This is a genomic window from Pseudarthrobacter sp. NPDC058329, from assembly GCF_042879835.1.
Lineage (GTDB): Bacteria > Actinomycetota > Actinomycetes > Actinomycetales > Micrococcaceae > Arthrobacter.
In genome coordinates, this window is record NZ_JBHVZR010000005.1 from 113,224 (window position 1) to 134,888 (window position 21,665).

A 21,665-nucleotide genomic window follows, 5' to 3' on the forward strand; every position below is an offset into this window, starting at 1 on the left:
CCTCCCAAGCAGCTCAGGGACGAAGTCAAGGTGCAGCGGCCCGTAGGGTGCTCCCGGTATGTGGCCGGGTTTGAGCGCTGTTCCCCTCGCGGGGACTGTGACATTGAGTTGGCAGAAAGCGCGAGGGGAGCCTGACCTTGTCTAGCCGAACGGGGAGTTCTCGACGGTGTCTTGAAGTGCCCGGTTTACTCGCAGCCCGTTGGCTCGTAGTTCCGTGACGAACTTTCTCAGCTCAGCACGGGTGCCAGCTGGGCGTTTGCGGGGAAGCGTGAATTCCTTCCCCCTGGGCGACCTTAGGCGAAGCATCGTCGGGTTGTTCTTGACCACGGACCATCCTTGGGTGGTTGCATTGCTGCAGAGCCAGTTGATCTCTTCTTCCAAGGCCTTAAGTGTCTGTTCTGCATGGCTAGCCGCCAGAAAACCTGGAGCTGAATTATGGGCAGTCTCTCGTTGTGTTTGGGTCTCTCCTGGGACCTCAGAGAGTGCGTTTGGCTCTTCACGGTTCGTGGTGAACGTTCTGCCGTGAGGATGTTCATGCCGCTGTTCTGGCGGCACTGCGCAACAGGATACGCGTTTTGTAGTTGCTGGCGTTGGTGAATCCCCGGCCTGTCCTTTTGATGTGCTTGATCGCGGTGTTGTTAGCTTCCACCTTCGCTGTTGTGGCACCGGTGACAATGAGTACCTCGATCTCTTTCCACCACCGGCAGACCGTGCGCCACAGCCGACTGGTTTCCGGCTGGGCAGCCTGTTCGACCAGGGCCTGCAGGCGGTCTTTCGCGGCGGCCGCGTCGGCGAGGGACCCGGTGGCAAGCAGCGTCCGGAGCTGCTCTTTGACCAGCCAGGCCGCTTGCAGCTTCCCGGTGGCGTCATCGGTCGCGAACACGGTGCTGAGCCTGTCCCGGGCCCGATCCGAGAGCGTGTCCCCGGCGCGCAGGAGCAGCCTCCGGTTGGCCCAGACCGGATCAATGGAACGTCCCCGCCGGCCATGGACCTGCTGGGTGAGCCGTTGCCGGACTTCGGTGAGCATGTCGTTGCCGAGCTTGACCAGGTGGAACGCGTCGACCGAGACAGCGGTGCGCGGCAGCCACATCCGCAATGCCTTGCGGAACGCCGCTGACGGGTCGATGGCAACGACCTGGACGCCCAGGCGCCACTGAAGCGGCCGGGCGAACAGCCAGTCCCCGACACCCTCACTGTCCCGGCCGTCAACGATCCCCAGGACCTGGCCGGTGTCCAGATCAACAATGGTGGTCATCCAGGGTTCGTAGCGTTTCCAAGCCTTGGTGGCACGGTCGCGGAAGAACCGCACGGACCGGTAGCGGTGTTCATCAATGCCGAGCATCCGCGGGGCCAGCGCATCAACATCAGGCAGCGTCAGCGCCGCAGAATCCAGAGCCCGCTGGACCAGCCACCACGAGACACCGAACGAAGAGGCAGCCTCCGCCGCGGCCCTCCCGGAACCGATCACGGCGGCCACCAGGGCCTCACGGAGCCGGCGGGTGGACCGTGCCCGGCGCGGGACCTGGGTGGTCTCCTCCGTGAATGTCCGGCGCGGGCACAGGTACTCATCGCAGAAGAACCTCCGCTTGGCCCAGACCACTTCGACCGGGCCGGCGACAGGGATGTCACGCAGGCGTTGTGGCCGGCGTGAATGCACGCGGGTGCCGATCACGCCGCACGATGGGCAGCCGGCCTAGGCGGTGGCCACGACACGGATCCGTCGCTGCCCGAAGGCAAGGACCTCGGTGCCGGTGACTCGGTAGTCGGGCAGGTTGAAAATGGCGGTGGCAGCATCGGGGCGCGGGGAAGTAGGCTCGATCAAGACATCCCACGGATCTAAGCTGTCAAGCCGCGTTGAGTGTTTCTTCCTTCGCTGCGCTCCATGCGGTGTTTTCGTTGTAGCGGGTGTGGTGGCGTAAGCAGCCGTGCAGGATGCCGACCAAGCGGTTGCCGAGTGCGCGCAGCGCTTGATGGTGTGTGGCTCCACGTGCTCTGCGGGCGGCATAGTACTCCCGGGCACCGGGCGAAGCGTTCAAAGCTGCAAATGCCTGACCGTAAAGCGCATCGACGAGCCGGCGATTGCGGGCATAGCGGGCCAGCACCACGCTTTTCTTGCCGGAGGCACGCGTGATTGGACTCATCCCGGAGTAGTTTTTTCGTGCCCGAGCATCGGCGTAGCGATGCGGGGCGTCTCCGAACTCTGCAAGCACCCGAGCACCGAGCACAGGACCCAGGCCGGGCTGGCTCAGGTAGATCTCAGCGTCCGGGTGCCGGCCAAAACACTCCTCCACCTGCCCCTGGAGTGCCTGGATCTGGTTATTCAGTTCGGCGATGACGGCCACAAGGGCTTTCGTGGTGGCAGTGTAGGCGGCCTCGATCCCTGCACGGGCCTCCAATTGCTCGCTCTGAAGGGCGGAGGTAATCTCGTCCGCCCGCGATTGCAGGTAGCGGCTGCGCCCGGCCTGCCGCAACAATGACTGGACTTTGGCTGACGACAACTTCCGTGCCTTCTCCGGGCCCGGTGCCACTGCCAGGACTGCGATTGCATCTCGGTCGGCAAGGGCGCTACCGAACGCCGCTAGCGCCGCCGGGAAGTACTCACGCAGGTTTGAACGCAGTACGTTGACCTGACGCTGTCTGGCCCAGATCAGCGACTGATGCGAGCGTGCCAGGACTTTGACTTCTTCAGCGGCGTCGCTGTCACCGGTGATCGGACGGTGATGAGCGTGGTCAGTTCGCACCAACTGGGCTAACACCAAGGCATCGCCCTTGTCACTTTTCGCCCCAGAGGTCCCGTGCCGTTCTCGGTACCGGGCGGCCTGCAGCGGATTGACTGCAAAGACGGCGTAATTGGCCGCCAGCAGTGCAGCAACCCACGGGCCCCGGTCCGTTTCGATGCCCACCATTACTTGGTCGGACCCATCCTGCTCGTCCAGATGATCGGCGATCAGTCCATGCAGAGCTTCGATTCCCTTGACACCTTCTGATAGCCGGCGGCGAGCCAGCAGCCGGCCTTCCTCATTGATTAGAGCAACATCATGGTGATCCTCGGCCCAGTCATCACCGACGAATAGCATCTGCACCCTATCCTTTCCAATGGCGTCCCACTGTCCCCGAGCCGCCTTGGAGAAGGAACCAGCTGCGACCTAATGGATCAGTGCTCGACCGGCACGACATCCCACCAGCGCTTTCGCCCTCCTCGCTCACCGGTAGGGGCACGATCTTGATATAGGACTCCTGAGGAAAGCGTCCAGGCTCGTATAGTGCTCACCTACCAGCGGCTCGGATACCAGTCTGTCCCGATAGAGCCAGCCGGTACACTCCCATTAGGCTCGTAGCTCCTGACTCTTGACGAATGCGTAGAGAACATCCATCACAGCAGGGCTACGAGCCCTTCAGCTTTCAAGACACGGAACCTGTTTCACCATCAACCACGACACTCCTATTGATTGATGTCAAGGCCTTGATGTCCCCCGTGGGGCCGGCAGTGTTTGGACGATGAGGGGGTAGAGCTGACGGACGAGGTAGCGCTTGAGGCAGCGGACGATTTCCATTTTCGTTTTGCCCTCGGCGGTGCGTCGAGCAGCGTAGTCTCGGGTTGCCTGGTCATAGCGCAGCCGCACGATGACGATGTGGTAGAGCGCGGAATTCGCCTGGCGATCACCGGCTCGGTTCAGCCGGTGGCGGTTCGTTCTTCCCGATGACGCCGGGATCGGGCTCACGCCGGTCAGTGCGGCGAAAGCAGCTTCGCAACGGAGCCTTTCGGGGTTGTCTCCGGCGGTGATCAGCAGCTGGGCGACGGTGTCTGGTCCGCAGCCAAACACGCCCATCAGGGCTGGGGCGTGGTCCTCCAACAGCCGTTTCAGGTGCCGGGTCAGGTCTTGGATTTGCTCGGTCAGGTCCAGCCAACGCCGCGCGAGAAGACGCAGGCTGTAGGCGGTGGCCTCGGCCGCAGTGACGGGCTTTTTCGTTGGTCTCGATGTCGCCAGTACGGCGATCAGTTTGGTGTTTGACAGGTCACGGTAGCGGGCCCGTAGTTGCTCGGGTGCTGCGATCAGCATGCCCTTGATCTGGTTGATCGTGGCGGTCCTGGCCGTCAACGCTGAGGACCTTGACGTGCGTAATACCCGCAGGGACTCCACGAGGCCGTCACCGCCCTTCGGTGCAGCCGTTGCGCGCCCGGACAGCACCGCTTCGGCGGCCGAGTAAGCATCGAAGACGTCAGTCTTGCCCCGGAGCCTGCGATCGAATCGGTTGGGCCGGTTGACTTCGAACACCTCGATACCGGCCTCGCGGACGACACGGGTCACCGCGGCCCCGTAGGAGCCGGTGCACTCGATGCCCACGCTCATCAATGCCGGCCACGTTCCCAGGAACCGTAACGCCGCTTGGTAACCAGCAGCGGTAGCGGGCACCTGCACATCTGCCAGCCGTTGTCCTGTTGCGTCGATGACCGCGACGTGATGCGTATCGGCATGCGTGTCGATCCCGCCGTAGACCTTGATCTGCTTCTCGCTCACCATGGAATCTGCGCCCTTCCTCGTTGTCGGGTGCGCAGCTCGGTGGGCGTCAGTCAGTTCACTATCGGGGACTCGCCAGACTCCTATCAGGACATGACGGCCTGCCGGGCTGCACTTCGAAAATGAGCCAGGTCGGCCGACACGTCGTGGGCAGGACAATCACCACGGGGTGATGTCAGAAGAGCCGAGAGTCAGACCCGCCTCACCAGACCATCCTGCGTCCAGCAAGCCGAGGCCGCCACGCCCATCAAGGAGCCAGACCAACCGGTCCACAACTCCATAGTGAAGAGCCCGCATTAGTCCTGACATTATCCTGACCGCTGAAACGGTCGAGGAATGCCTCAGCCAATCACATCTGTTTATAGCAGGGGCTCCACTCGGCCGTGTGCACTACGTTTGGTGGGCTGCCGACATTGATGATGGATCAAGCAGATGCCCCAGCGAAGCAGATAAGCAGCGCACCATGCTTGTCCAGGAGGGGCCCCTCGCATTCCATCCCGTTAGCCGGTGGCTGACCGCAAAGTTTCTCCGCGTTTGAGGAACGTCTAACGGGTCAGTTTATGGTTTCGCTGCTTAGTCGGTGGCTTAGCCGCCGGCGCCTGTCGAAGAAACGGTTCGTTGCCCAACAGACAGCCCATAGTGCCATGACCAACAAAATCGTTTCTGTGCCGTTCGGAGCCGTGCTGAATGAAGCAAGAAAGTAAGGAAACACAAATACCAAGAAGGCAGTACCGATAAGGGCGGCTAGAACAGCCTTAGCATTCATTTTGCTCCCACTGCCACCGACCACGGGATGAAGGCATCCCGTTTGTGGTCATCAGGCGCCAGCTGTTCGTCCAGCCTGGGTAGCCTTACGCCCTGCAATAAACCACAAAAGAGGGCCAAGAACCGGCACAGCTAAGGCAACCAGGACCCATAAAGCGGTGCCAGCTGGTGTCTGGTTTTTACTCCGCAAGATGCTCACTAACGCAGCTACAAACAGTGCGGCAAGGCATACGCTGACGATCGTGACCATCGCATCCCAAGCAGGAGGCATGACCGGATTTACACCCCCAGATCCAGCTTGCAACAACAACATATAGTCCCCCCTTCTCGCCGCGCGTTCCTGTTCTGAAGCGCCCGAATGCGGCCACCCTACCGTGACTACTTGCAACATGACAGTCATACGAAGAATTTTCGTTTGCTTCGTCAACCGTTCCATTAGCCGGTCGACGACCGCTACGCGGCTACGCCGCGTTAGAGGAACCTCTAGCGCGACACAGTTTTTTCGGTACTCGTGCATTCCACATGGAGCGGGATTATGCTTCGGAAATGGGGATTATGAAGGGCCGGGAGGTCCCGCCGCGTTGGATGTTTTGGTTGTGGCTGGTTGCAGCCATCCCGCTCGGTTCGGGTGTCGCCTGGATAGTCAGAAATTTCAGCCCGGTAGCTCCGGATGCGCTGGCTGTGCCCGTAGCCTGCGCCGTCGTCTTCACGGTGGCAGTAGCGATTTCGTCTCGCAGGAGCGACAAAAGGTTGAGCGGCAACGAGCCCACCGCGCCAATCGAGTCGGGGCAAGAGTAGATCGTCCCGAAGCCCACGAAGCCTGCTCCGAATCGCGAGGACCTGAGTGTCCTGTTAGCGGAACCCTCTACGGGACAGTTTTCGGGGGAAGGGTAGTTCGCTAGGGGATCGGCTTAAGGGCAACTCGCGCTGGTGGAGTTAATGACGCAGTTCATGGCGCGGAGAGACTGGGTCAGCGCCCATCGGGCAACATCGACCTGAGTTCTTCTGCACGAGAAGCGCTGCGCTGGCGCTGACGTCGGGTGAAACTTCTAGCCTGCATATCTAGGACTGCCCGGCTGCCCACCGCTCCCACGCCCAACAGTTGACCCACCCGACGAATTGCTTCGTCTACGTCCCCTGAATTGTCAATCACCTGAAAGACCTCGTCGCGCCGATCCATCGCCTGCATCAAAGCTTCGAGGATCATCAATTCTTCCCTGTGCCGCTCATCCTGATCCATATTGCGATTCTTGCATTACCGTCAGTCTGAGAAACGACTCCGTGCCGTTTGGGCATCCCCTGGTGGAACGCCAGCATAGCTGCGCGCCAGGTGACGGTGAGTCGCAGTGGACTCCTACCCCCTTAGGCAGAAATACGCCATCCCGAGTACGCCTCGGTAGCCCTCTTCATATGCAGCGCGCTGTTCCTCGTATTGCCGACGGACCTGCTCTGCGGCGGGATGGTCGGCATCATGTGCTTCTAGCCAACGGGTAAACCTGTCGCGATACCCGGCCTCGAAGACGTCCCACTCCTGAATGCTTGCCTGGTCAGCGTCCACTACCTCGAAACCAGCGGCGCGGATCTGCTCGCGTAACGCATCTTCTGTTAGGTACTCGTCATCCCGTCCAGCCAGAGGGGCGGTGGCAGCCGGATGAGGTGTTGCTGACCAGATCGCCTCGCCGTAGACGAGTCGGCCGCCGGGAAGCACCAGAGCTCGAAGGGCGTGCAGGGCTGCGGCGTAGTCGAGCGGCTGTGCGTCTTCTACTGGCGGCCCCCAGATTTGGCTCGCACCGATGCAGATGACAGCGTCTGCGGGGCGATTCTGGGCTTCTAGCCCAGGCATCGAATCAAACGTCACTCTGTCGAGCAGCCCACGAGTCAATGCTTGTTGCCTCGCTCGGTCGATGGACGCGGAAGCACTGTCCACTCCGCGTCCCCGCGCCTGCGGGGCCGACGTCAAAACCCGAAGTAGTAGTTCACCCCATCCGCACCCCATGTCCAGAACCTCAGCCGGTGCCGGGTCGGACAAGAACGCCACTAGGTGTGCGGCGCGTTCCTCGGAGAGCGGGGTAAGCCACGTCAGGTTCTCGTAGAGGCGCGGTAGTTCGAGCGAAGTACTGTCGGTCACTCAATGATGTTCTCACGATGCACAGAAGCGACCGCCTGTCCGTAAGCCGGTCGCTGAGCGCACATGGGCAGGTATGACCACGGCCGCGGAACACGGCCGGAAGGCCGGTTGACGGGAAGTCACCGTTAGTCTGTAGAACCTCTCCTATAGGCAGGCCGGTGAACCGGCCCTCATGGCGTAGCTTCGCGATCTGAGGTGACGTTGCCGTCCTCCTCGTATCGATACTCGTGTTGAAGGTTCTTGATCATCTTCCTAGTCAAGAACCAAAAGAGGACAGCGGCAATTACAGCTAATCCCGCCCACCACAGACGCTCCACCGTAGGATTTTGAACGGCGAGAAAAACGATGTAAATGACACCGCCCGTGAACCCGATAGCTTGCCCTGTGAAAAGCCAGGTGCCGCGCCTTACTGCCGGATGAACCCAATCCTTGTCGTCCACACGTCCCCCTCTGTTCACGCATACCGTAGGACGTCAGCGTATGGCCGCTATATTGGGTTCCGTAAGGGTTGGAAGCAAAGCACAACCGGCTTTGCTTGAAGCTACGCCGGTAACAGGGTCAGAGATCAGCAGCCCAAGGCAGTTCCCTGTAGAACCGTTCCTAAAGAATCTCCACCGAGCTAAAGGGCTTCAGCCCTGTTCAATACCGTGGAAGATAAGTCCAGAGAAGTAGCGCCGAAGACAAGCGGAAAGGGAACCGGTGGTTTTACAAGGTTCAGTACTCACGTTGTTCGGGCTGTTGTTCCTGATCATCGGCCTTGCAACCGCCGTCTTTCGAGCCGCCGTCTCGAAAGGGCACCGGAAATGGATGCAGATGACACTTGGACAGCGAGGCAGCGAGGCAGCTGAAGCGGTGACGGAGGGCACGTGGCTGACAATAGGGGCGCTGGTTGCGATCCTGGGGGGCGGACTTCTCTTCGTTGGCCTGAATCTGCTCCTGCGTCATTGAAGTTTCCGCCTGTTGAGCCACTCCTGGCGGTAGGCGTCAACCTCCCTCTTGTGCTTTTGGCCCCTGTCTGCGGCCCAGCCAACGACAAAGTAAATGAGAACCATTGCGGGCGCGAGTTGCCAGCCCATGAGCAGCCCAGCAAGAACGCCCACGAGAACGCCGCCTGCGATCAGCACGAGCCAACGTACCGCTTTGCGCTTTCCCCGCATGCTCATCATGGGCTGAGCGTAATTCGCCGCTGGGTATACGGATAGAGCGGCTCTCAAGAAACGATCGTTGTTGAGTCTCAGAACGAGGGCCAGCCGTGGGCGGCTGTCCCCAGTGTGTACATCGCAGCGATAAACGGCTACCGGCACCGCTGGCCGGTCTGTCACCGGCCACGGTGGCGGCAAAGTTGGCGGCGCTGGGCTGATACAACTAAAACAATGGGATGGTTCGAAAAGTGGTTCGACGAAACAGATTGGCCGAAGGATCCGCGTCTTGATCCTTTTCGTGATGCTGTGTGGCAACTGTCGTTGAACGGCGAAGTCAAAGGGTGGGTGACAACCTCGGTTTCCCCCATGCGCTCATTCCCCTTCTTCTGGTCAAAGCTCGAATGTATGTGGAGCCAAGTGCACTGGGCCGATGGGATGCATGAGGATGTCGAGGAGGACTATGCTCCCGATTGGTTTGATGTGAAGGAATTGCTGGCCGGCCACTTCACCACTTACGACTCCCGCTTCAATCGGGATGGCACCTTTGACGCCACCCTCGTCACCGGACCCGAGCGCGACCGCCTCTGGGCGCATTTGAACCACGGCACCGTGCCGACGGCACGCACATAGCGCCCACACCCACAAACTAACTGCACCGATCCCCCTTTTCCTGAGTGCGGCTAATCGCAGTCCGGCGCGGGTTTTGCGCCCCGCGCGGAGCCTGCCCCTACCTGACCTACCCTCGGCGGCTAGACGGCCCTCAAATCCCGGACCACATCTAGTCCACGATCACGAGATCGGTCAGCGCTGCGTGCGGGTGAATGTAGGAGTTGACCTCCAACCCGTCGACCAGTCCGTCTTCATGCCAGAGGAGTACGGAGAGGGCACCGGTACCTTCGCGGACGCCGAAGCCAAGTGGGCGTTCAGTACCCTCCGGAAGGGGCAAAGCACCTTCCGCGACCTCAATGTCGAAGCACTCCCCGCAACCCTCCATGGGCTCGGTTTTGCAACCAGCGAACTGGGACTCCAGCACGGATGCCAAGTTCCCGGCATGCTCAACAATCTGCTGAAGGATGGCCTGCTGCGGGTCGGACGGTCGTTCCATGCGATCAGCCTAAGGGCCCTTGTATCCCTTGCAGCCACCTGGAGCTTTTTAAACCGTTCGCGACCTGAGGAGCTATGACTACCGGGGACGGGGCTCAGATCGGGAAAGGGGTTACCCCCCACCCGGCCAGCCCATACCGGTTCCTGCATGTCTAGATGTCTAACGAGACCTACTCGTTTCGCAAGAATCGGTCCGCTTGCGATGCCGACCTTGAAACCCCGTGAATCGCAGCGGTAAGTGGCCGCCTGTTCGCAGCGCTATTTGTCACCCTTGGTGCCCGCAAGCCCAACCCTCTACGGGACAGTTTTTGTGCGAGCTCAACAGGTGGTGCCTTTCAGCGATGAATGGCGGCGTTCTCACAGCATTATCGGGGTACGGGCACAGTCCGCAAGGGGGATCCCTGAACGGGCGTTGGCTCGTCCCCTGATTAGCAAAACGAGGGTCAAGATTAGTCCGCAGAGAATTTTTTCATCCTCCACTCCGTGCCAGCCGACAAGGGCACGCAGAGGCCCGCCTGCAGACAACGTAATGAAGCGGGTTTAAAGTGTGGCATGGCCGCACGTAAATCGAGGATCGAGCGTTTGGTAGCGTTCAGCCTCGGCTATGTCGTTGCCGCAGCTTTGGCTTCGATCTTCCTGATGGTGCTCAATGGGCGCCAGCCCGACTCAATTCCCCTATATTTTGTCGTCTTGATGGCCGTATTGATGGTCGGGCTAACGGCTACCTTCACGGTCAACCGGCTCAGGTTCAAATTATGGCGGCGGCGCGGCTGGACGGAAGTTTGGGTTCGTTCGCCTGAGCCGTTACCCGGCGGTCTGGCCAACAGCTGGGTGCGGGGCTTGATTTTAGTTCGCGCACCGCTTGTGGACTTTGTGACAGATGAGTCCTGGGAGGGCGCGTGGGTCAAGCCTGCGACCTTCCTCGTCAACGGCCGCATGTCTCCAGACCGTAGGCAACTGGAGGTGCGGGACTATGTGGCAGTCAACTTCGGTCCAGGCCTCCGAGTGGTCTCACTCCAAACGACGTACGGACTCATTGACGTGGCCGGATACCCAGAAGCCTTGAACCAGTTCGAGGCTGAGCTGTTCGGGTCCGTGAACCGGTAGTCGGACCCCGATAGCAGAAAGTTCTCCGGCACTTCCGAAGGACAAACAAAAAGAAATTCGGCGAGGCGGGAAGCGCTATCTCGCACGACGGATCCGTCAAACCTGCTCGCTGGCAAGCTTGACAACTATAGAAGGGTCCGTGATGGACCGTTCAGATTTCCGCGCATGTCAGCGTCCGTTCAAAGAGCTCTCACCGAAAGCCCCGTAAGCCGAACCTCTACCGGGTGTGATTCCTCTTAGAATGACCGCATGGATGCCAGAACTAAGGAGTACCGACGCCTGCGCCGTGAGGTAACCGCGTGCGTCAACGCTCATGACCTTCTTGGAGTCTTAGACGATGCGCCGCCCGACGAATACGACCCCGAAATCGAAGACTTCACGCGCCTCATTGCCAAAGGCGAACCCATCCCCCCAGAGCTAGTCGCCGCTGTCTGCCAGAAATGGTTCGGCGACGGCAAGGAAGCGCCAGAACCACCCACGCCACGAATCACGGCACTCGCCAACGACCTCAGAGCCATCCAGCGCGAACATGCTTCCCGGCCGCCAGGTACACGGTTGACCGACTGAGACTGAGCGAACTCGATTCGACATCGCATCTCGAGGATGCTTCCTCGACAGGGGTTGCTGGGATGCGCAATCCACCCCATCGCTCATCTGCGTAGGGCCCCATTAAGGAACCCTCCGTGGGACAGTTGGTCAGGCAGCGCACGGCTATGAGGCGGCGTCCGAGGATGGTCCCACTGTACGTGCGCGACGGAGCCGGCTCGATGTTCCCAAGTACTTGACTCTCGGATAATAGGAGCATGACAACTGCTGGGCTTCTGATATTCGTCTTGGGCCTTCTGATCTTGGTGATGACGAAATTCCTTGTGCCGTTCCTTAGCAAGGGCTACCAAGCACGAAATCCCGGTAAAGATCCTGCAAAGCATGACCGATTCCAAAAAATCTATGCCCTATCGTTTGCTTCATTCTTCCTCATCGTCGGAGCAGTTCTCTTCGTACTTGGACTCCTATCTGGAGGGTCTGTGGGATTTGATACCTGAGAACCTGAACTTACGCATGTCCGTGACGACCGGTGGCATAACCATGCTTGTTACAAAGAAGACAGAAAGTTAGTTCGATTATCAAGAGTCGAACTCCGAGAAGCTACGGGGAGGAAACCTTGTGGAAGTTGCGGTAGTTCTACTCATGCTCTTGGGAGTTGTAGCGGTTGTCTGGGCGTTTAAGATCCGGAGTAAGTAGACGTCCTGGAAAGGGATTCGGCCAAGCGAGTCAGGAGCTTGAAATCCATCGATTTCGGAAACCGTGGAGAGGTCGTTCGTCCTTCCGGACATGTATCATCTGTCGTTCCCTGCGAAGAGTCCGAGCGAGGAACTCTTACGGGACGCCGTTTGCGCTCTTCAAGTGATTGCCCCAGGGGCATAGTGAGGCAAACAGAAGTTGATGGGCACCTTTGCGGCGGTACTTTCGACGCCCTAGATGCACTCTGGATGCCCGTAAGCCGAACCCCTGGCGGCCTCCTCAGCGGTTCGCCAATGGCATTTGGCTTGGCGCCGGACTCACGAAGAGGGCGTTAACTTGTCCAGCCACGATAATGAAACCGAGCGCAAGTATGGGGTTTCCCGGTTGCATCATGGTCATGAGTGCCCCGGCCGCGATGGCCACGAAAGCGAATAGCCCAGCGGCTACCAACTTCCGTCGCTCCCGAGTCAGCACGTACTGTCGTTTCTTTCCGCTGCCCCACACCATGCGCCATGCCATTACAGCGATCACAACAGCCGACACGAGAGCCATAACCAGGGCCACTTCGTTGATTGCGTGGGTCCGGGGAACCGCCAAAACGACAGCAACAGCACCGATGGCCAGGGCCAGCATACTCACTGCGCCGAGGGACCGTTCCTTGCTGTCGCTGCTGGTCATGCACCAATACAAGGACCGGGGATAACCCCCTGTCAACAGAGTGCCGAGAGAAATGAATAAGGCCTGGAGGACTGAAGGCGTGATATCCGACCAAACCCTGCAGCGAAGATATTGCAAAATTTGAAGCGCAAGGATTTTCTTCGCGCTCCCGCCCCGGCCAAAAAACGTCCGAAAGGGGGCCTGTCCCGCAAAATGTCCCGTAAGACGGTCCTCCAGCGGGACACGTGCGTGGCATTCTGGCCGAACGAAAAATCATCTATAACCGTAGTGACGACCCGCAAGGCCACTGTCGCGTATGACCCACCCGCAAAAATGCCCGTTGGGGGTGGCTCAAACGCTACAGTTTGCAGCATGTCAACACTCAGCATCGGCTATGCGCGGGTTTCCACCAGCGAACAAGACCTCACCGTTCAAAAGAACGCGCTACGCGCCCTCGGTGTGGACGACGAAAAGGTCTTCGTTGATCACGGCTTCACCGGCACCAACCGAGCCCGACCAGGACTCCGAGAAGCCTTGGCCGCCTGCCGAAAGGGCGACACCCTAGTCATCACCAAGCTCGACCGGCTCGCGCGTTCCCTCCCCGATGCCCGAGACATTGTCGAAGAACTCACACGGCGCCAGGTGAAGCTGAGCATCGGCGGTAGCATCCACGACCCCACCGATCCCGTCGGCCGACTGCTTTTCAACGTGTGGCGATGGTTGCAGAGTTCGAATCGGACCTCATCAAAGCTCGCACCAGGGAAGGGATGCAGGTCGCCAAGGCCAAAGGCCGGCTGCGTGGCAAGAAACCCAAACTTAGCCCCGCGCAGGAAAAGCATCTCGTCGAGACCTACCGCCGCGGGCACCACACCACGGGAGAGATCGCCGAACTGTTCAAGGTAGCCCGCTCGACCGTGTACCGCATCATTCAACGCACCCCGGAAGAAGAAGCTCCGGCGCCGGAACGGCAACGAGTCCGGAGGCAGGCCGCATCCAGCTAACTGACCACCGGCTGCCAAATAGCGTGAAGAAAATGCTGCCAAATAGCGCTGCGATTCACACGCTTGGCACCTCGCGCCGGCGTGGGTAAGCGCCCGAATCTTTGCGCGCGCGTTGCTCGACCGACCGGCTTACACGCAGCTCGTGCCGTCGCCCGGGCATCAAACCGCCAATGGTTGAATTGGTCGGGTTAACGTGAGCGAGAGGACGTCAGAATGAGCTCGCCGAGTTCGAAAGCACGCCGTGCGGCACAGGCAGCGAAAGTCGCGGCCCGGAGCGCGCAGAGTTCCGGCATGATCAAGTGTTACGTAGAGCCCTTCGAACGCCCTGACGGAGTGCGTGACCTCCGCCTTCGCGAGAAGTTGACCGGGCGGAAGGTGCGGGTTCTCACTGACCAACCCATGTTTCGTCAGATCGCGCCGATGTCGAACTTGCTGCAGGATTGTCATGCCCACGGCGGTGGACTCGTCGCGCCTCGGGACCGCAAAGAGCATGTCGCCATCGTGGCGCCAATCTTCGCTCAGAACGTGCAGGAGATCGTGGTGTGGCTCGATGACAAGTTCTCCGTGACGGTCAATATCGTGTCCGCGCGCAGTGTCGCTCCTCCAGTCTCCGTCTGGTGCTATATCGAGGAGTACTCCTGCGGGAATGACAGTATCGGCCTCCGGCTCCGGGAGAAGGTGACCGGCCGCAAGGTCGAGATGTACGGCAAGACTAAGGACCACTTGGCCGATTTCCTGGCGAGCCCCCTTTTCACTGGCGCTTACGAGCTCATGCCGAACCTCTATGAGAAGGACGGATATCGCGATTACGTGTTGGTGTCTGGTGGGACTGCCGTGGACTCGTATGACGTGCTCCTGTTCAAAGGCGACGCCCAACTCACATACCTGCTCGGCCCGTCACCGGACACCGCATACCGGGATGCGTTCCGCGTTCTGGAGGAGGAGTCTGCTGCCGCGGCGCACTCACGTACTGCCGTCACGCATTTCGAGGGCGGCCGATACCGCGAGGCCGTGCTCTCTGCACGTCTCGCTGTCGAGATGGCCTGCGGCGGGCGTGGTGTAGACGTGAAGAATCGTCTCGCTGAGGCACCTCAAGATGTTTCGACAGCTGGGAACGACATTTTTGCGAAGCGCAATATCGCCGTCCATGAGGGGGGTACAAGAGTCGAACAGCCGGACGCTCTGGAAGCGATCCGCGCGATGAACCGCATTCTTGACTACCTGAAGCTGAAAGACGGCAGATCGTGACCGTCGAGTCTGCGGCAGTGTGCGCCCACTACTGATACCAAATGCCAAGACGCATCAGACCACGGCAGACCTGCACCTCGGACTAATGTCAGAGCTAACAGGCATGATCAGAAGATGATGTTTGAAGAAGACCGCACGTCGGTCCCGCGCGCCTACACTGCTTTGCCCGATGGCCCGGATCACGCCGACCCCGCAGAAGACCTTAAGCACGCCATTGAATGGTGCTATTCGCATGCCAAGGGAAACCTGCAGCGGATCGGTGTACAGGTCGGGAGTAAGTTCGACCTTCGGGACGAACCGCTCCTTGAGGCGCTGGTTCGGCGTGGCGCGACCGTGTATCCAGACTCCCGGGGCAAAGTTGGCCACCTGCCAGCGGGGCCTGTCCTGGCGTTCAGGCCATTGCCGCAGACGCTATGGCAAATTGAGGAGCGTCGTGGACCGTCCGCTATCGCTGCTGTCGGGATAACAGGACCCTCCCATTTTCGGGATATGTTCTCGGCAACAAAACCGGTGGGTGCACAACCGTGGGTTAGCGCCTACAACCCTAAACACTTAGGCGGTCCCGTAGTCGAGGCGAAGTCACCTCTGATTTCTGACCCCGTTGTATGGGAAGCCCTAAAGACCTTCACAAATTCGATTAATTCCAGCACAGGGCTGTCTCACAGTTCTGACCGGTCTAGCGTCACGGAGGGGCTGACGAAACTGAAGGCAGCCGGTCACCACTTCTGCCCGGATGATCTACTGGCCGGCGCCCTCCGGCTGAACTGGAGGGGGAGCGCAGCGGTAGAACTCCGGGAGCTCGCTGCTGAAATCAATGACGGCAAGCAAAAGCGCTATCGGAAGATGCTGAGGCCAGACATCGTGGAGGTGTGGAGGGTGGAAGCGGGTACAGCGACACCATCCGACTACTAGACGGCCTCATACCCTAGCCTCCGCCGAGGATTTTCTTGACGGTGGCTTCGATGACGTCATATAAGCCGGCAGTCTTCAGATCGTCACGGATTTGTTCGCGTGCTTTCTGAAAGGTCCGGCCCTCTACCTTGCTTGTAGCCGCTACCGCCGCGGCCTTCTGGCCTAGTTCGGACAGTTCCGCATGTGATTCGATTCGAGCGTCGAAGAGTGGGATAGGGAGGTTCCAGACATATTTATCGAAATGCCGGGCGCCAAATAGACCCTGCGCTTGGTATTTTCCGACAAGATCCAGGACGCTCTGGCTGTTTAGCATGGCTGCCAGGTAATGAGCGGCTCGTTCGCTGGGTACGGCTAGCCAATAGAGGGCATGCTCAATAACTATGTCGGGATCCCCGACATAAGCAGCTACTAGCCGATTTCCTGAGGCAGAGTATGCGACTCGGTGATTTCCTTTGCCGAGTTGCTTCCGGAGCTTCCCCTGGTAGTCCACCTGTTCCATGAGCGACAGCTTTGTTGCGGCGGCCTTGTGCTTCTCCCATTCACTGGAGGCTTTGGCCCACCAATCCGCAAGATGTTTGTGTGACGAAATTTTGCCTTCATCGAGAAGTTTTCCGTCGCTGATGGGTAGCACCGCTAGCCATGGATCCAGGAGCCTGTAGTGGGCCAGGGTGGAACCAAGGTGCAGTGGGTGCAGAAAAGCGTTCTCAATGTTGCCGGACAAGGAGGGCCGGAGCTTCCATGGCTCCTTCTCCAGATTTGTGCGGAAGGATTCCACAGGCGTCAGTCCCTTTGCATGCCCAAGGGGGCTCTTAGCCCGTTCTGTCACGCAGAAAAGATAGCGCGGAACGATGTTTGCCCCTTGGAAGACCGCCTTTGCATAAGGAGAGATAGCGACATCTGCGGACGTGACAGAGTCTAATTCCGCTTCCACCACGGCTAGGTTGGCGTTGATTGCTTCGACGGAAGTCGAACGGGCAGATACAAGCCCTGAAAACTTTTGCACTTTCGAGGAAATCGCCTTCGGCGCTACAGACCTCGTGCCGAAAACCGCCGCAGATGGGACCGGAAATATTGCCGGTCGGACTGCCTGAAGGTCCCAAGGTTGAGAGAATTCGACCCGGACCGTTACGTCTTTTTGGGTAGCTGTAGAAGGTAACTTTGTTGCCCACTTGCCCGTTCGAAAGCCCTCATACTGCTGCCGGGTAAGTACAGCTTTCGGAGTCACAAAACCGAAGGACCCGGTCGGGCTGAGGAACTGCTCCACTACCCGGGCAATGAAGAGACCGACGAGGTCTTGTTGGGTGGCGACCTTTCGCCCTGTCCAAAGATTACGGTTTGCGCTGAACGTTCGAAACTTGCTCTGCATGGATTCCGTCATGAAGCGATAGGCCACCCAAGGCGGGTTTCCTACCAAGATGTCGACCTGACGCTCGGGAAAGGAAAACCATAGGGGGCGTACTTGATTTCTGACGAAGTAGCCCCAAATGTGGTTTCGGCCCTCCGCGTTCAGGTCGCAGAGTATGTTGAATGACTCCGTCAACAGGTCTCGATCGCCGGCATCAACAACGCCATAGGAGTTCATGATGGTCTGAGGAGAGGGGCGCGTTTTCTTCTTGTCTGTGTAGGTTTGAGCAAGGTCCGCTAGGTCGGATACCAGACGGTCGAAGACGCTGGCATCGGTAATCGTGGCAAGAGGGAACGCAAGCTTTTCCCCTGTATCGAACAGGGCCAGCTGCTGCTCTTCAACCGCCAGATCCGGACTGTCGACCTGAACCGTGAACGTCTCATCCTTCATGCTGTCAGCTGTAGTACCCCACTGCATGGAGTCGCCAAGATATACAGGAACCGTCAGGGATCCGCGGTCTTGCCCTAAACGCTCCAGCCCGATTGCTAGAAGGTAAGTGACGCGCGCGAGGACGACTGAAACAGGGTGAATGTCCATGCCGAAGACGTGTTGCTGCACGCTGTTCAGCGCTTCTTCATTGTTAAGCCCAGCGTCATCGGCGGCTTTTAGATGATGCTTGATGGAGTGGAAAACGAAGGTTCCCGAGCCGCAGCTGGGGTCGAGAACCTTCTGTGACAAGGGGCTGGTAATAACCTTCTTGACGATGCGGGCGGCAAGCCAGTCGGGCGTGTAGTACTCGCCTAGATTCTTGCGAGTCCCTGCCGTGATCACGGATTCGTAGAGGACCTTCAGGACATCATGTTCTACATCGACCCAGGCAAATCGACTGATCTTTCGGATTAGTTCCCTGACGAAGGAGCGACCGCCAGGAACAGAAACCACCCAGTCGAAAAAGTCATTCTCGATGACGTTGAACAGCTGCGCTTCGCGGAAGTTTGCTCCGTCAACTACGGCCACGGGATCGGCGTTCCGAAGGTCTACGCCCAGAACGGCGTGGGCGATGATGGAAGCTTCTAGAACTAGCAGCGAATGGTCGACGAATAGGTCCGGGTCATCGGTAAAGCTTGTTCCCAACGCTGTTCTAAGGAGGCGTGCCCAGAGATGACGTTTGAGAGCCAACTCCTTGTTGCTGGAGTTTTCGTCGAATAGCCTGCGAAGCTCGAGGTGGTCCAGCTTGTAGGTGTTGGAATCGACGCCAAGGAAGCGACGGATGTCCTCTGGGATTGGTTTAATTTGCTCTTTGGTAGCAAGGATTGTCTCTAGCCACACGGTCAAGGAATCCACATCTCCCGAAGGGCTGACATCAAGTGTGTTGACTAGCTCGACCTGCTGGGGGCCAGCGAACCTGTACAAACGCCAATGGCTGCCATCAGTCAATACGCCAGCATGTTTGACGTCGGTTTTTTCATCCGCCGTAGCTAGGTACCCGGCCAGCTGATCCTCTGCATCGGTGAGTACCGTTCCCCTAGATAGGTCCTTCTTCACCTCGACAATGCAGTTGCCAACTTCTATATCGATACGCCGTCTGGTTCCATCCCCAAGCTGGGATTCAAGCACTATCTGATCAATGTCTTCTTCCGATAGATTCATTGGGGCCAACCGAAGAAACATGGCGATGTCCGCTTGCAGTTGGGCCTCCGAGCGAGCCGCCGACTTGTCGGCTATCCGCGAAAAAAGTCCACCCAGGGTCTCACTCAAAGCATCTCCATCTTCAGGAATCCAGTTTCACCACTTTAGGGCCCTGAAGAGCTCAGGTTCATTTCGCACCCGTTTGGCCGCTGGCCAGCAGCCATGGGTTAGCTGGTCATGCAGAATGGCTGCATGTGCGGAAGATACGTCATGTCCAAAGCTACGGGAGACCTTCTGAGCCACTTTGAGGCCAAGGAGGTTGAGGGAAGTCCCCCTCCGCCGAGCTGGAACGTGGCACCAACCCAGAGTGTGCCGATCGTTGCTGAACGTCTGGACGAGGGCACTATTGACCGGCATCTGCTCATTGCCCGCTGGGGCCTGGTCCCCTCCTGGGCGAAGGACATCAAGATCGGTTCCAAGCTGATCAATGCCCGCAGCGAATCGATTTTGGAGAAGCCGTCCTTCCGAAAAGCTGCCGTGAAGCGCCGTGCAATCGTCCCGGCCGAGGGCTATTACGAGTGGCAAAAGACTGAGGACGGGATAAAGATCCCGAACTACCTGTACTCGGAGAATGAGCCCTTGCTGGGTTTCGCCGGGCTGTACGAGTGGTGGGCTGACCGGACGCTGCCGGAGGATGACCCGGAAAGGTGGCTGCTCAGCTGCACGGTGCTCACTACAACCACCCAGGACGCCCTGGGCCACGTCCATGACCGTTCCCCGGTCATCATCCCGCAGGACCGCTTCATTGAGTGGCTCGACCCGGACCTGACCGACAAGAACGACATCCAGCATCTGCTGGACTCCCTGCCGGAGCCGACCCTGACACCTCGGATTGTCAGCCCCAGGGTGAACAGCGTCCGCAACAACGGGCCGGACCTCATCGAATCCGCCGAACCTGCAGCCAAATAGACTCATGCGGTGTTACTCACCGGCACCATCACCAACCCGGACGGCAGCTACGGACACATCGAGGCAGAAGGCGACACCTCGAAGAAGCGCGGGAAACCTCTACGCGCTTCTGGAAGAAGGCCAAAACCTCATAGCCATCCGCACTAATCGATAGGCAATAGTTGGAGCCAGTAAGGGGGCTGGGCAGATCTACCAGGGCGGCATGCGACGGGAGTCGAACTGTCGGTGCCGGTCGCCCGGCTCCGGCAGTTCTAAAAATCACTGGTCAAAGAACCAGTGCCACACGCCATGCCACACGGTGATCATCAAACGCAGGACATTGACGAAAAAGCTGAACATTCCCCACGGGGGCTGACGCTTCGTCATTATGCGGCTCCTTTCCGAAATAAGGAACCGGGATATACCCTCTCCGCCCCCACTTAACTGGATCCAACTGGACATCCAACTGGACATCCAACTGGCCATGGGTACGGCAAAGGGCATAACCTAGGGGTGTGTAGTGCTATACACCCAACCGGTTCAGTCCGACTGATACCAATTAGCTGAAGCCCGTTCCAGCGGGCTTCAGCTGTTTAAGAATCAGCTGCCAATTTGGCGACGGTTTAAAGCCTAGTTGCCATGATGGACAATTTCACGCCCGGCGCTGCCGCTGTGAACTCCCATCCCGACTGCTTCTTTCCCTAGCCTCCTTGTCCTCACTTACGAAGTTACCGTATGGGTTATCCACACCCACATTTTCCCGTTGTTGCTATGGACGAGTGGGGATAATGAAGCCGCAAATACGCTGCACTTCTGCCTTGATTCGATGGGGGCTGCACAGCCTGGCCCGCTCGATATGTGAGGCAGTGTTCTGGCATTTGTCCACGGATTGCGGCTACTGGTCGCAGAACAAACAACACCATGCCCCGAGGGAGTTTTGGTAAGAGTGACTAAATTTCGGCATGGAGCCTGTCGGGCAGGACGACGTCAGCTGGGGCTAGCTCCGGCCTGGCCCTGAGTAGTTTAAGTGCGTGCCGGAAGGATCTTCCTGACCATGCGGTGTCTGCGGAGACCTCTACAACCACGGGTTCCACGAGCGTCAGCGCCACAGGTTCCTTGTCCCGGTTGAACCTGTCTAGGGCCGTACCTTTCACGCTGGTTGGCCAGGGATGCTCGCCCACAGGCGGGTGAAGCCATCGCGCCAGTTCCCGGCTTTCCCTCGCCTTCAGTGGCGTGGAGCGGCCCACGATCCGCAGCTTCCCATCCAGGACGAGGCCGGCAACCACTTGAGAGGGTTGCGTTATCGGCCCAATCACTGCGCCGCAGATGATTTCTACGGTTTCTCTGTGTTTGAGCTTCAGCCATGAGCGGGCACCCGGCGTGTAGGGCTGGTTCAGATCTTTGATGACCAGCCCTTCAATCCCTGTGGGTGGCAGGTTCTCGAGCCACTGTTCGGCTACGCCGCGGTCGGTGGTGGCGGGGGAGAGGGAGAGAGGCGGTTCCCAGCTGCGGGCAAGTTCTTCCAGGAGCGCCCGGCGGTTGCTCAGCGGCAGGTTCCTGGCGTCATGCCCGGCGACGGACAGGACGTCGAACGCTGCGTAGCTGGCCGGCGTTGCAGCAACCAGCCCAGAAAGAGTCTTTGGCCCAGCACTCAGGCGCTGTTGCAGGGCGGTGAAGTTCAGCCGGCCCTGGCTCCAGATCACCGCTTCGCCGTCGATCACGCATCCCGGTGGCACGGTCGCGGCGATCGCAGCGACGAGTTCCGGGAAGTACCCCTTCTGTTGGGTCCAACCCGGCTGTCGTGGACGTTGCAATTCTGTACTGCCGTATGTGCCCGAGACAGCAACTGTCAGTGTGTCGGGCACGTCCTCCACGTCGCAAGTTCTACTATCCATGGCATGAGCATCATCCTCGTGA

At 59.1% G+C, this 21,665-nt stretch carries 21 protein-coding genes and 2 pseudogenes; 9 read left to right on the forward strand and 14 right to left on the reverse strand.

Going from position 1 to position 21,665, the window contains the following annotated elements; all coding sequences use genetic code 11:
* Positions 1-532: 532 nt before the first annotated feature.
* From ACFVYC_RS09295 to ACFVYC_RS09315, 5 genes and pseudogenes are all read right to left on the reverse strand, one after another.
* Positions 533-1,678 (reverse strand): annotated as a pseudogene (locus ACFVYC_RS09295) (ISL3 family transposase); the annotation flags it as partial.
* 15 nt (positions 1,679-1,693) lie between these two features.
* Positions 1,694-1,822 carry a hypothetical protein gene (locus tag ACFVYC_RS09300; RefSeq protein ID WP_387549224.1) on the reverse strand — a complete coding sequence of 43 codons (129 nt, stop codon included), beginning with the start codon at positions 1,820-1,822 and terminating at the stop codon, positions 1,694-1,696.
* Between the two features lie 22 nt (positions 1,823-1,844).
* Complete coding sequence (locus ACFVYC_RS09305) at positions 1,845-3,077, reverse strand: IS110 family transposase (protein WP_387549453.1); 1,233 nt, start codon at positions 3,075-3,077, stop codon at positions 1,845-1,847.
* A 378-nt stretch (positions 3,078-3,455) separates the two neighbouring features.
* Positions 3,456-4,523, reverse strand: coding sequence for an IS110 family transposase (locus ACFVYC_RS09310; RefSeq protein WP_387549226.1), 1,068 nt, complete (start codon positions 4,521-4,523; stop codon positions 3,456-3,458).
* Between the two features lie 814 nt (positions 4,524-5,337).
* On the reverse strand, positions 5,338-5,802 hold the full coding sequence (locus ACFVYC_RS09315) for a PLD nuclease N-terminal domain-containing protein (RefSeq protein WP_387549228.1): 465 nt from the start codon (positions 5,800-5,802) through the stop codon (positions 5,338-5,340).
* A 29-nt stretch (positions 5,803-5,831) separates the two neighbouring features.
* Here ACFVYC_RS09315 and ACFVYC_RS09320 point away from each other — a divergent pair, with 29 nt between their 5' ends.
* The gene (locus ACFVYC_RS09320; RefSeq protein ID WP_387549230.1) at positions 5,832-6,083 is read left to right on the forward strand and encodes a hypothetical protein; all 252 of its coding nucleotides are present in this window, start codon (positions 5,832-5,834) and stop codon (positions 6,081-6,083) included.
* A 172-nt stretch (positions 6,084-6,255) separates the two neighbouring features.
* Here the strand turns inward: ACFVYC_RS09320 and ACFVYC_RS09325 are convergent, their stop codons facing one another.
* From ACFVYC_RS09325 to ACFVYC_RS09345, 5 genes are all read right to left on the reverse strand, one after another.
* Complete coding sequence (locus ACFVYC_RS09325) at positions 6,256-6,525, reverse strand: DNA gyrase subunit A (RefSeq protein WP_387549232.1); 270 nt, start codon at positions 6,523-6,525, stop codon at positions 6,256-6,258.
* Positions 6,526-6,639: 114 nt separating this feature from the next.
* Positions 6,640-7,413 carry a methyltransferase domain-containing protein gene (locus ACFVYC_RS09330; protein WP_387549234.1) on the reverse strand — a complete coding sequence of 258 codons (774 nt, stop codon included), beginning with the start codon at positions 7,411-7,413 and terminating at the stop codon, positions 6,640-6,642.
* 170 nt (positions 7,414-7,583) lie between these two features.
* The gene (locus tag ACFVYC_RS09335) at positions 7,584-7,853 is read right to left on the reverse strand and encodes a hypothetical protein (RefSeq protein ID WP_387549236.1); all 270 of its coding nucleotides are present in this window, start codon (positions 7,851-7,853) and stop codon (positions 7,584-7,586) included.
* A 274-nt stretch (positions 7,854-8,127) separates the two neighbouring features.
* Positions 8,128-8,358 carry a hypothetical protein gene (locus tag ACFVYC_RS09340; protein ID WP_387549238.1) on the reverse strand — a complete coding sequence of 77 codons (231 nt, stop codon included), beginning with the start codon at positions 8,356-8,358 and terminating at the stop codon, positions 8,128-8,130.
* Positions 8,355-8,579, reverse strand: coding sequence for a hypothetical protein (locus ACFVYC_RS09345; RefSeq protein ID WP_387549239.1), 225 nt, complete (start codon positions 8,577-8,579; stop codon positions 8,355-8,357). Before ACFVYC_RS09345 ends, ACFVYC_RS09340 begins: the two co-directional genes overlap by 4 nt.
* 207 nt (positions 8,580-8,786) lie before the next feature.
* On the opposite strand from ACFVYC_RS09345, the gene ACFVYC_RS09350 reads away from it, so the two are divergent.
* Positions 8,787-9,185 carry a hypothetical protein gene (locus ACFVYC_RS09350; RefSeq protein WP_387549241.1) on the forward strand — a complete coding sequence of 133 codons (399 nt, stop codon included), beginning with the start codon at positions 8,787-8,789 and terminating at the stop codon, positions 9,183-9,185.
* Between the two features lie 148 nt (positions 9,186-9,333).
* Here the strand turns inward: ACFVYC_RS09350 and ACFVYC_RS09355 are convergent, their stop codons facing one another.
* A complete protein-coding gene (locus ACFVYC_RS09355) occupies positions 9,334-9,660 on the reverse strand; it encodes a hypothetical protein (protein ID WP_387549243.1) in 327 nt (108 codons plus the stop codon).
* A 551-nt stretch (positions 9,661-10,211) separates the two neighbouring features.
* On the opposite strand from ACFVYC_RS09355, the gene ACFVYC_RS09360 reads away from it, so the two are divergent.
* From ACFVYC_RS09360 to ACFVYC_RS09370, 3 genes are all read left to right on the forward strand, one after another.
* Positions 10,212-10,766 (forward strand): hypothetical protein, encoded by a 555-nt coding sequence (locus ACFVYC_RS09360; protein WP_387549245.1) that lies wholly within the window; start codon positions 10,212-10,214, stop codon positions 10,764-10,766.
* 249 nt (positions 10,767-11,015) lie between these two features.
* Positions 11,016-11,333, forward strand: a complete 318-nt coding sequence (locus tag ACFVYC_RS09365) for a hypothetical protein (protein ID WP_387549246.1) — start codon at positions 11,016-11,018, stop codon at positions 11,331-11,333.
* Positions 11,334-11,569: 236 nt separating this feature from the next.
* The gene (locus ACFVYC_RS09370) at positions 11,570-11,809 is read left to right on the forward strand and encodes a hypothetical protein (protein WP_387549248.1); all 240 of its coding nucleotides are present in this window, start codon (positions 11,570-11,572) and stop codon (positions 11,807-11,809) included.
* Between the two features lie 478 nt (positions 11,810-12,287).
* Here ACFVYC_RS09370 and ACFVYC_RS09375 read toward each other — a convergent pair whose 3' ends face one another.
* A complete protein-coding gene (locus ACFVYC_RS09375; protein WP_387549250.1) occupies positions 12,288-12,686 on the reverse strand; it encodes a hypothetical protein in 399 nt (132 codons plus the stop codon).
* A gap of 351 nt (positions 12,687-13,037) precedes the next feature.
* Between ACFVYC_RS09375 and ACFVYC_RS09380 the strand changes: the two are divergent.
* From ACFVYC_RS09380 to ACFVYC_RS09390, 3 genes and pseudogenes are all read left to right on the forward strand, one after another.
* Positions 13,038-13,666: pseudogene (locus ACFVYC_RS09380) on the forward strand (recombinase family protein).
* A 399-nt stretch (positions 13,667-14,065) separates the two neighbouring features.
* Complete coding sequence (locus ACFVYC_RS09385) at positions 14,066-14,914, forward strand: hypothetical protein (RefSeq protein WP_387549251.1); 849 nt, start codon at positions 14,066-14,068, stop codon at positions 14,912-14,914.
* 114 nt (positions 14,915-15,028) lie between these two features.
* Positions 15,029-15,826: a hypothetical protein gene (locus ACFVYC_RS09390; RefSeq protein WP_387549253.1), complete on the forward strand. Its 798-nt coding sequence runs from the start codon at positions 15,029-15,031 to the stop codon at positions 15,824-15,826.
* Between the two features lie 13 nt (positions 15,827-15,839).
* On the opposite strand, the gene ACFVYC_RS09395 is transcribed toward ACFVYC_RS09390, so the two are convergent.
* Entirely contained in the window at positions 15,840-18,929 is a 3,090-nt protein-coding gene (locus tag ACFVYC_RS09395; protein WP_387549255.1) for an N-6 DNA methylase, read from the reverse strand.
* Positions 18,930-19,052: 123 nt separating this feature from the next.
* On the opposite strand from ACFVYC_RS09395, the gene ACFVYC_RS09400 reads away from it, so the two are divergent.
* Entirely contained in the window at positions 19,053-19,769 is a 717-nt protein-coding gene (locus tag ACFVYC_RS09400) for an SOS response-associated peptidase (RefSeq protein WP_387549257.1), read from the forward strand.
* Positions 19,770-20,698: 929 nt separating this feature from the next.
* Here ACFVYC_RS09400 and ACFVYC_RS09405 read toward each other — a convergent pair.
* Complete coding sequence (locus ACFVYC_RS09405; RefSeq protein ID WP_387549259.1) at positions 20,699-21,643, reverse strand: ATP-dependent DNA ligase; 945 nt, start codon at positions 21,641-21,643, stop codon at positions 20,699-20,701.
* Between the last annotated feature and the right edge of the window lie 22 nt (positions 21,644-21,665).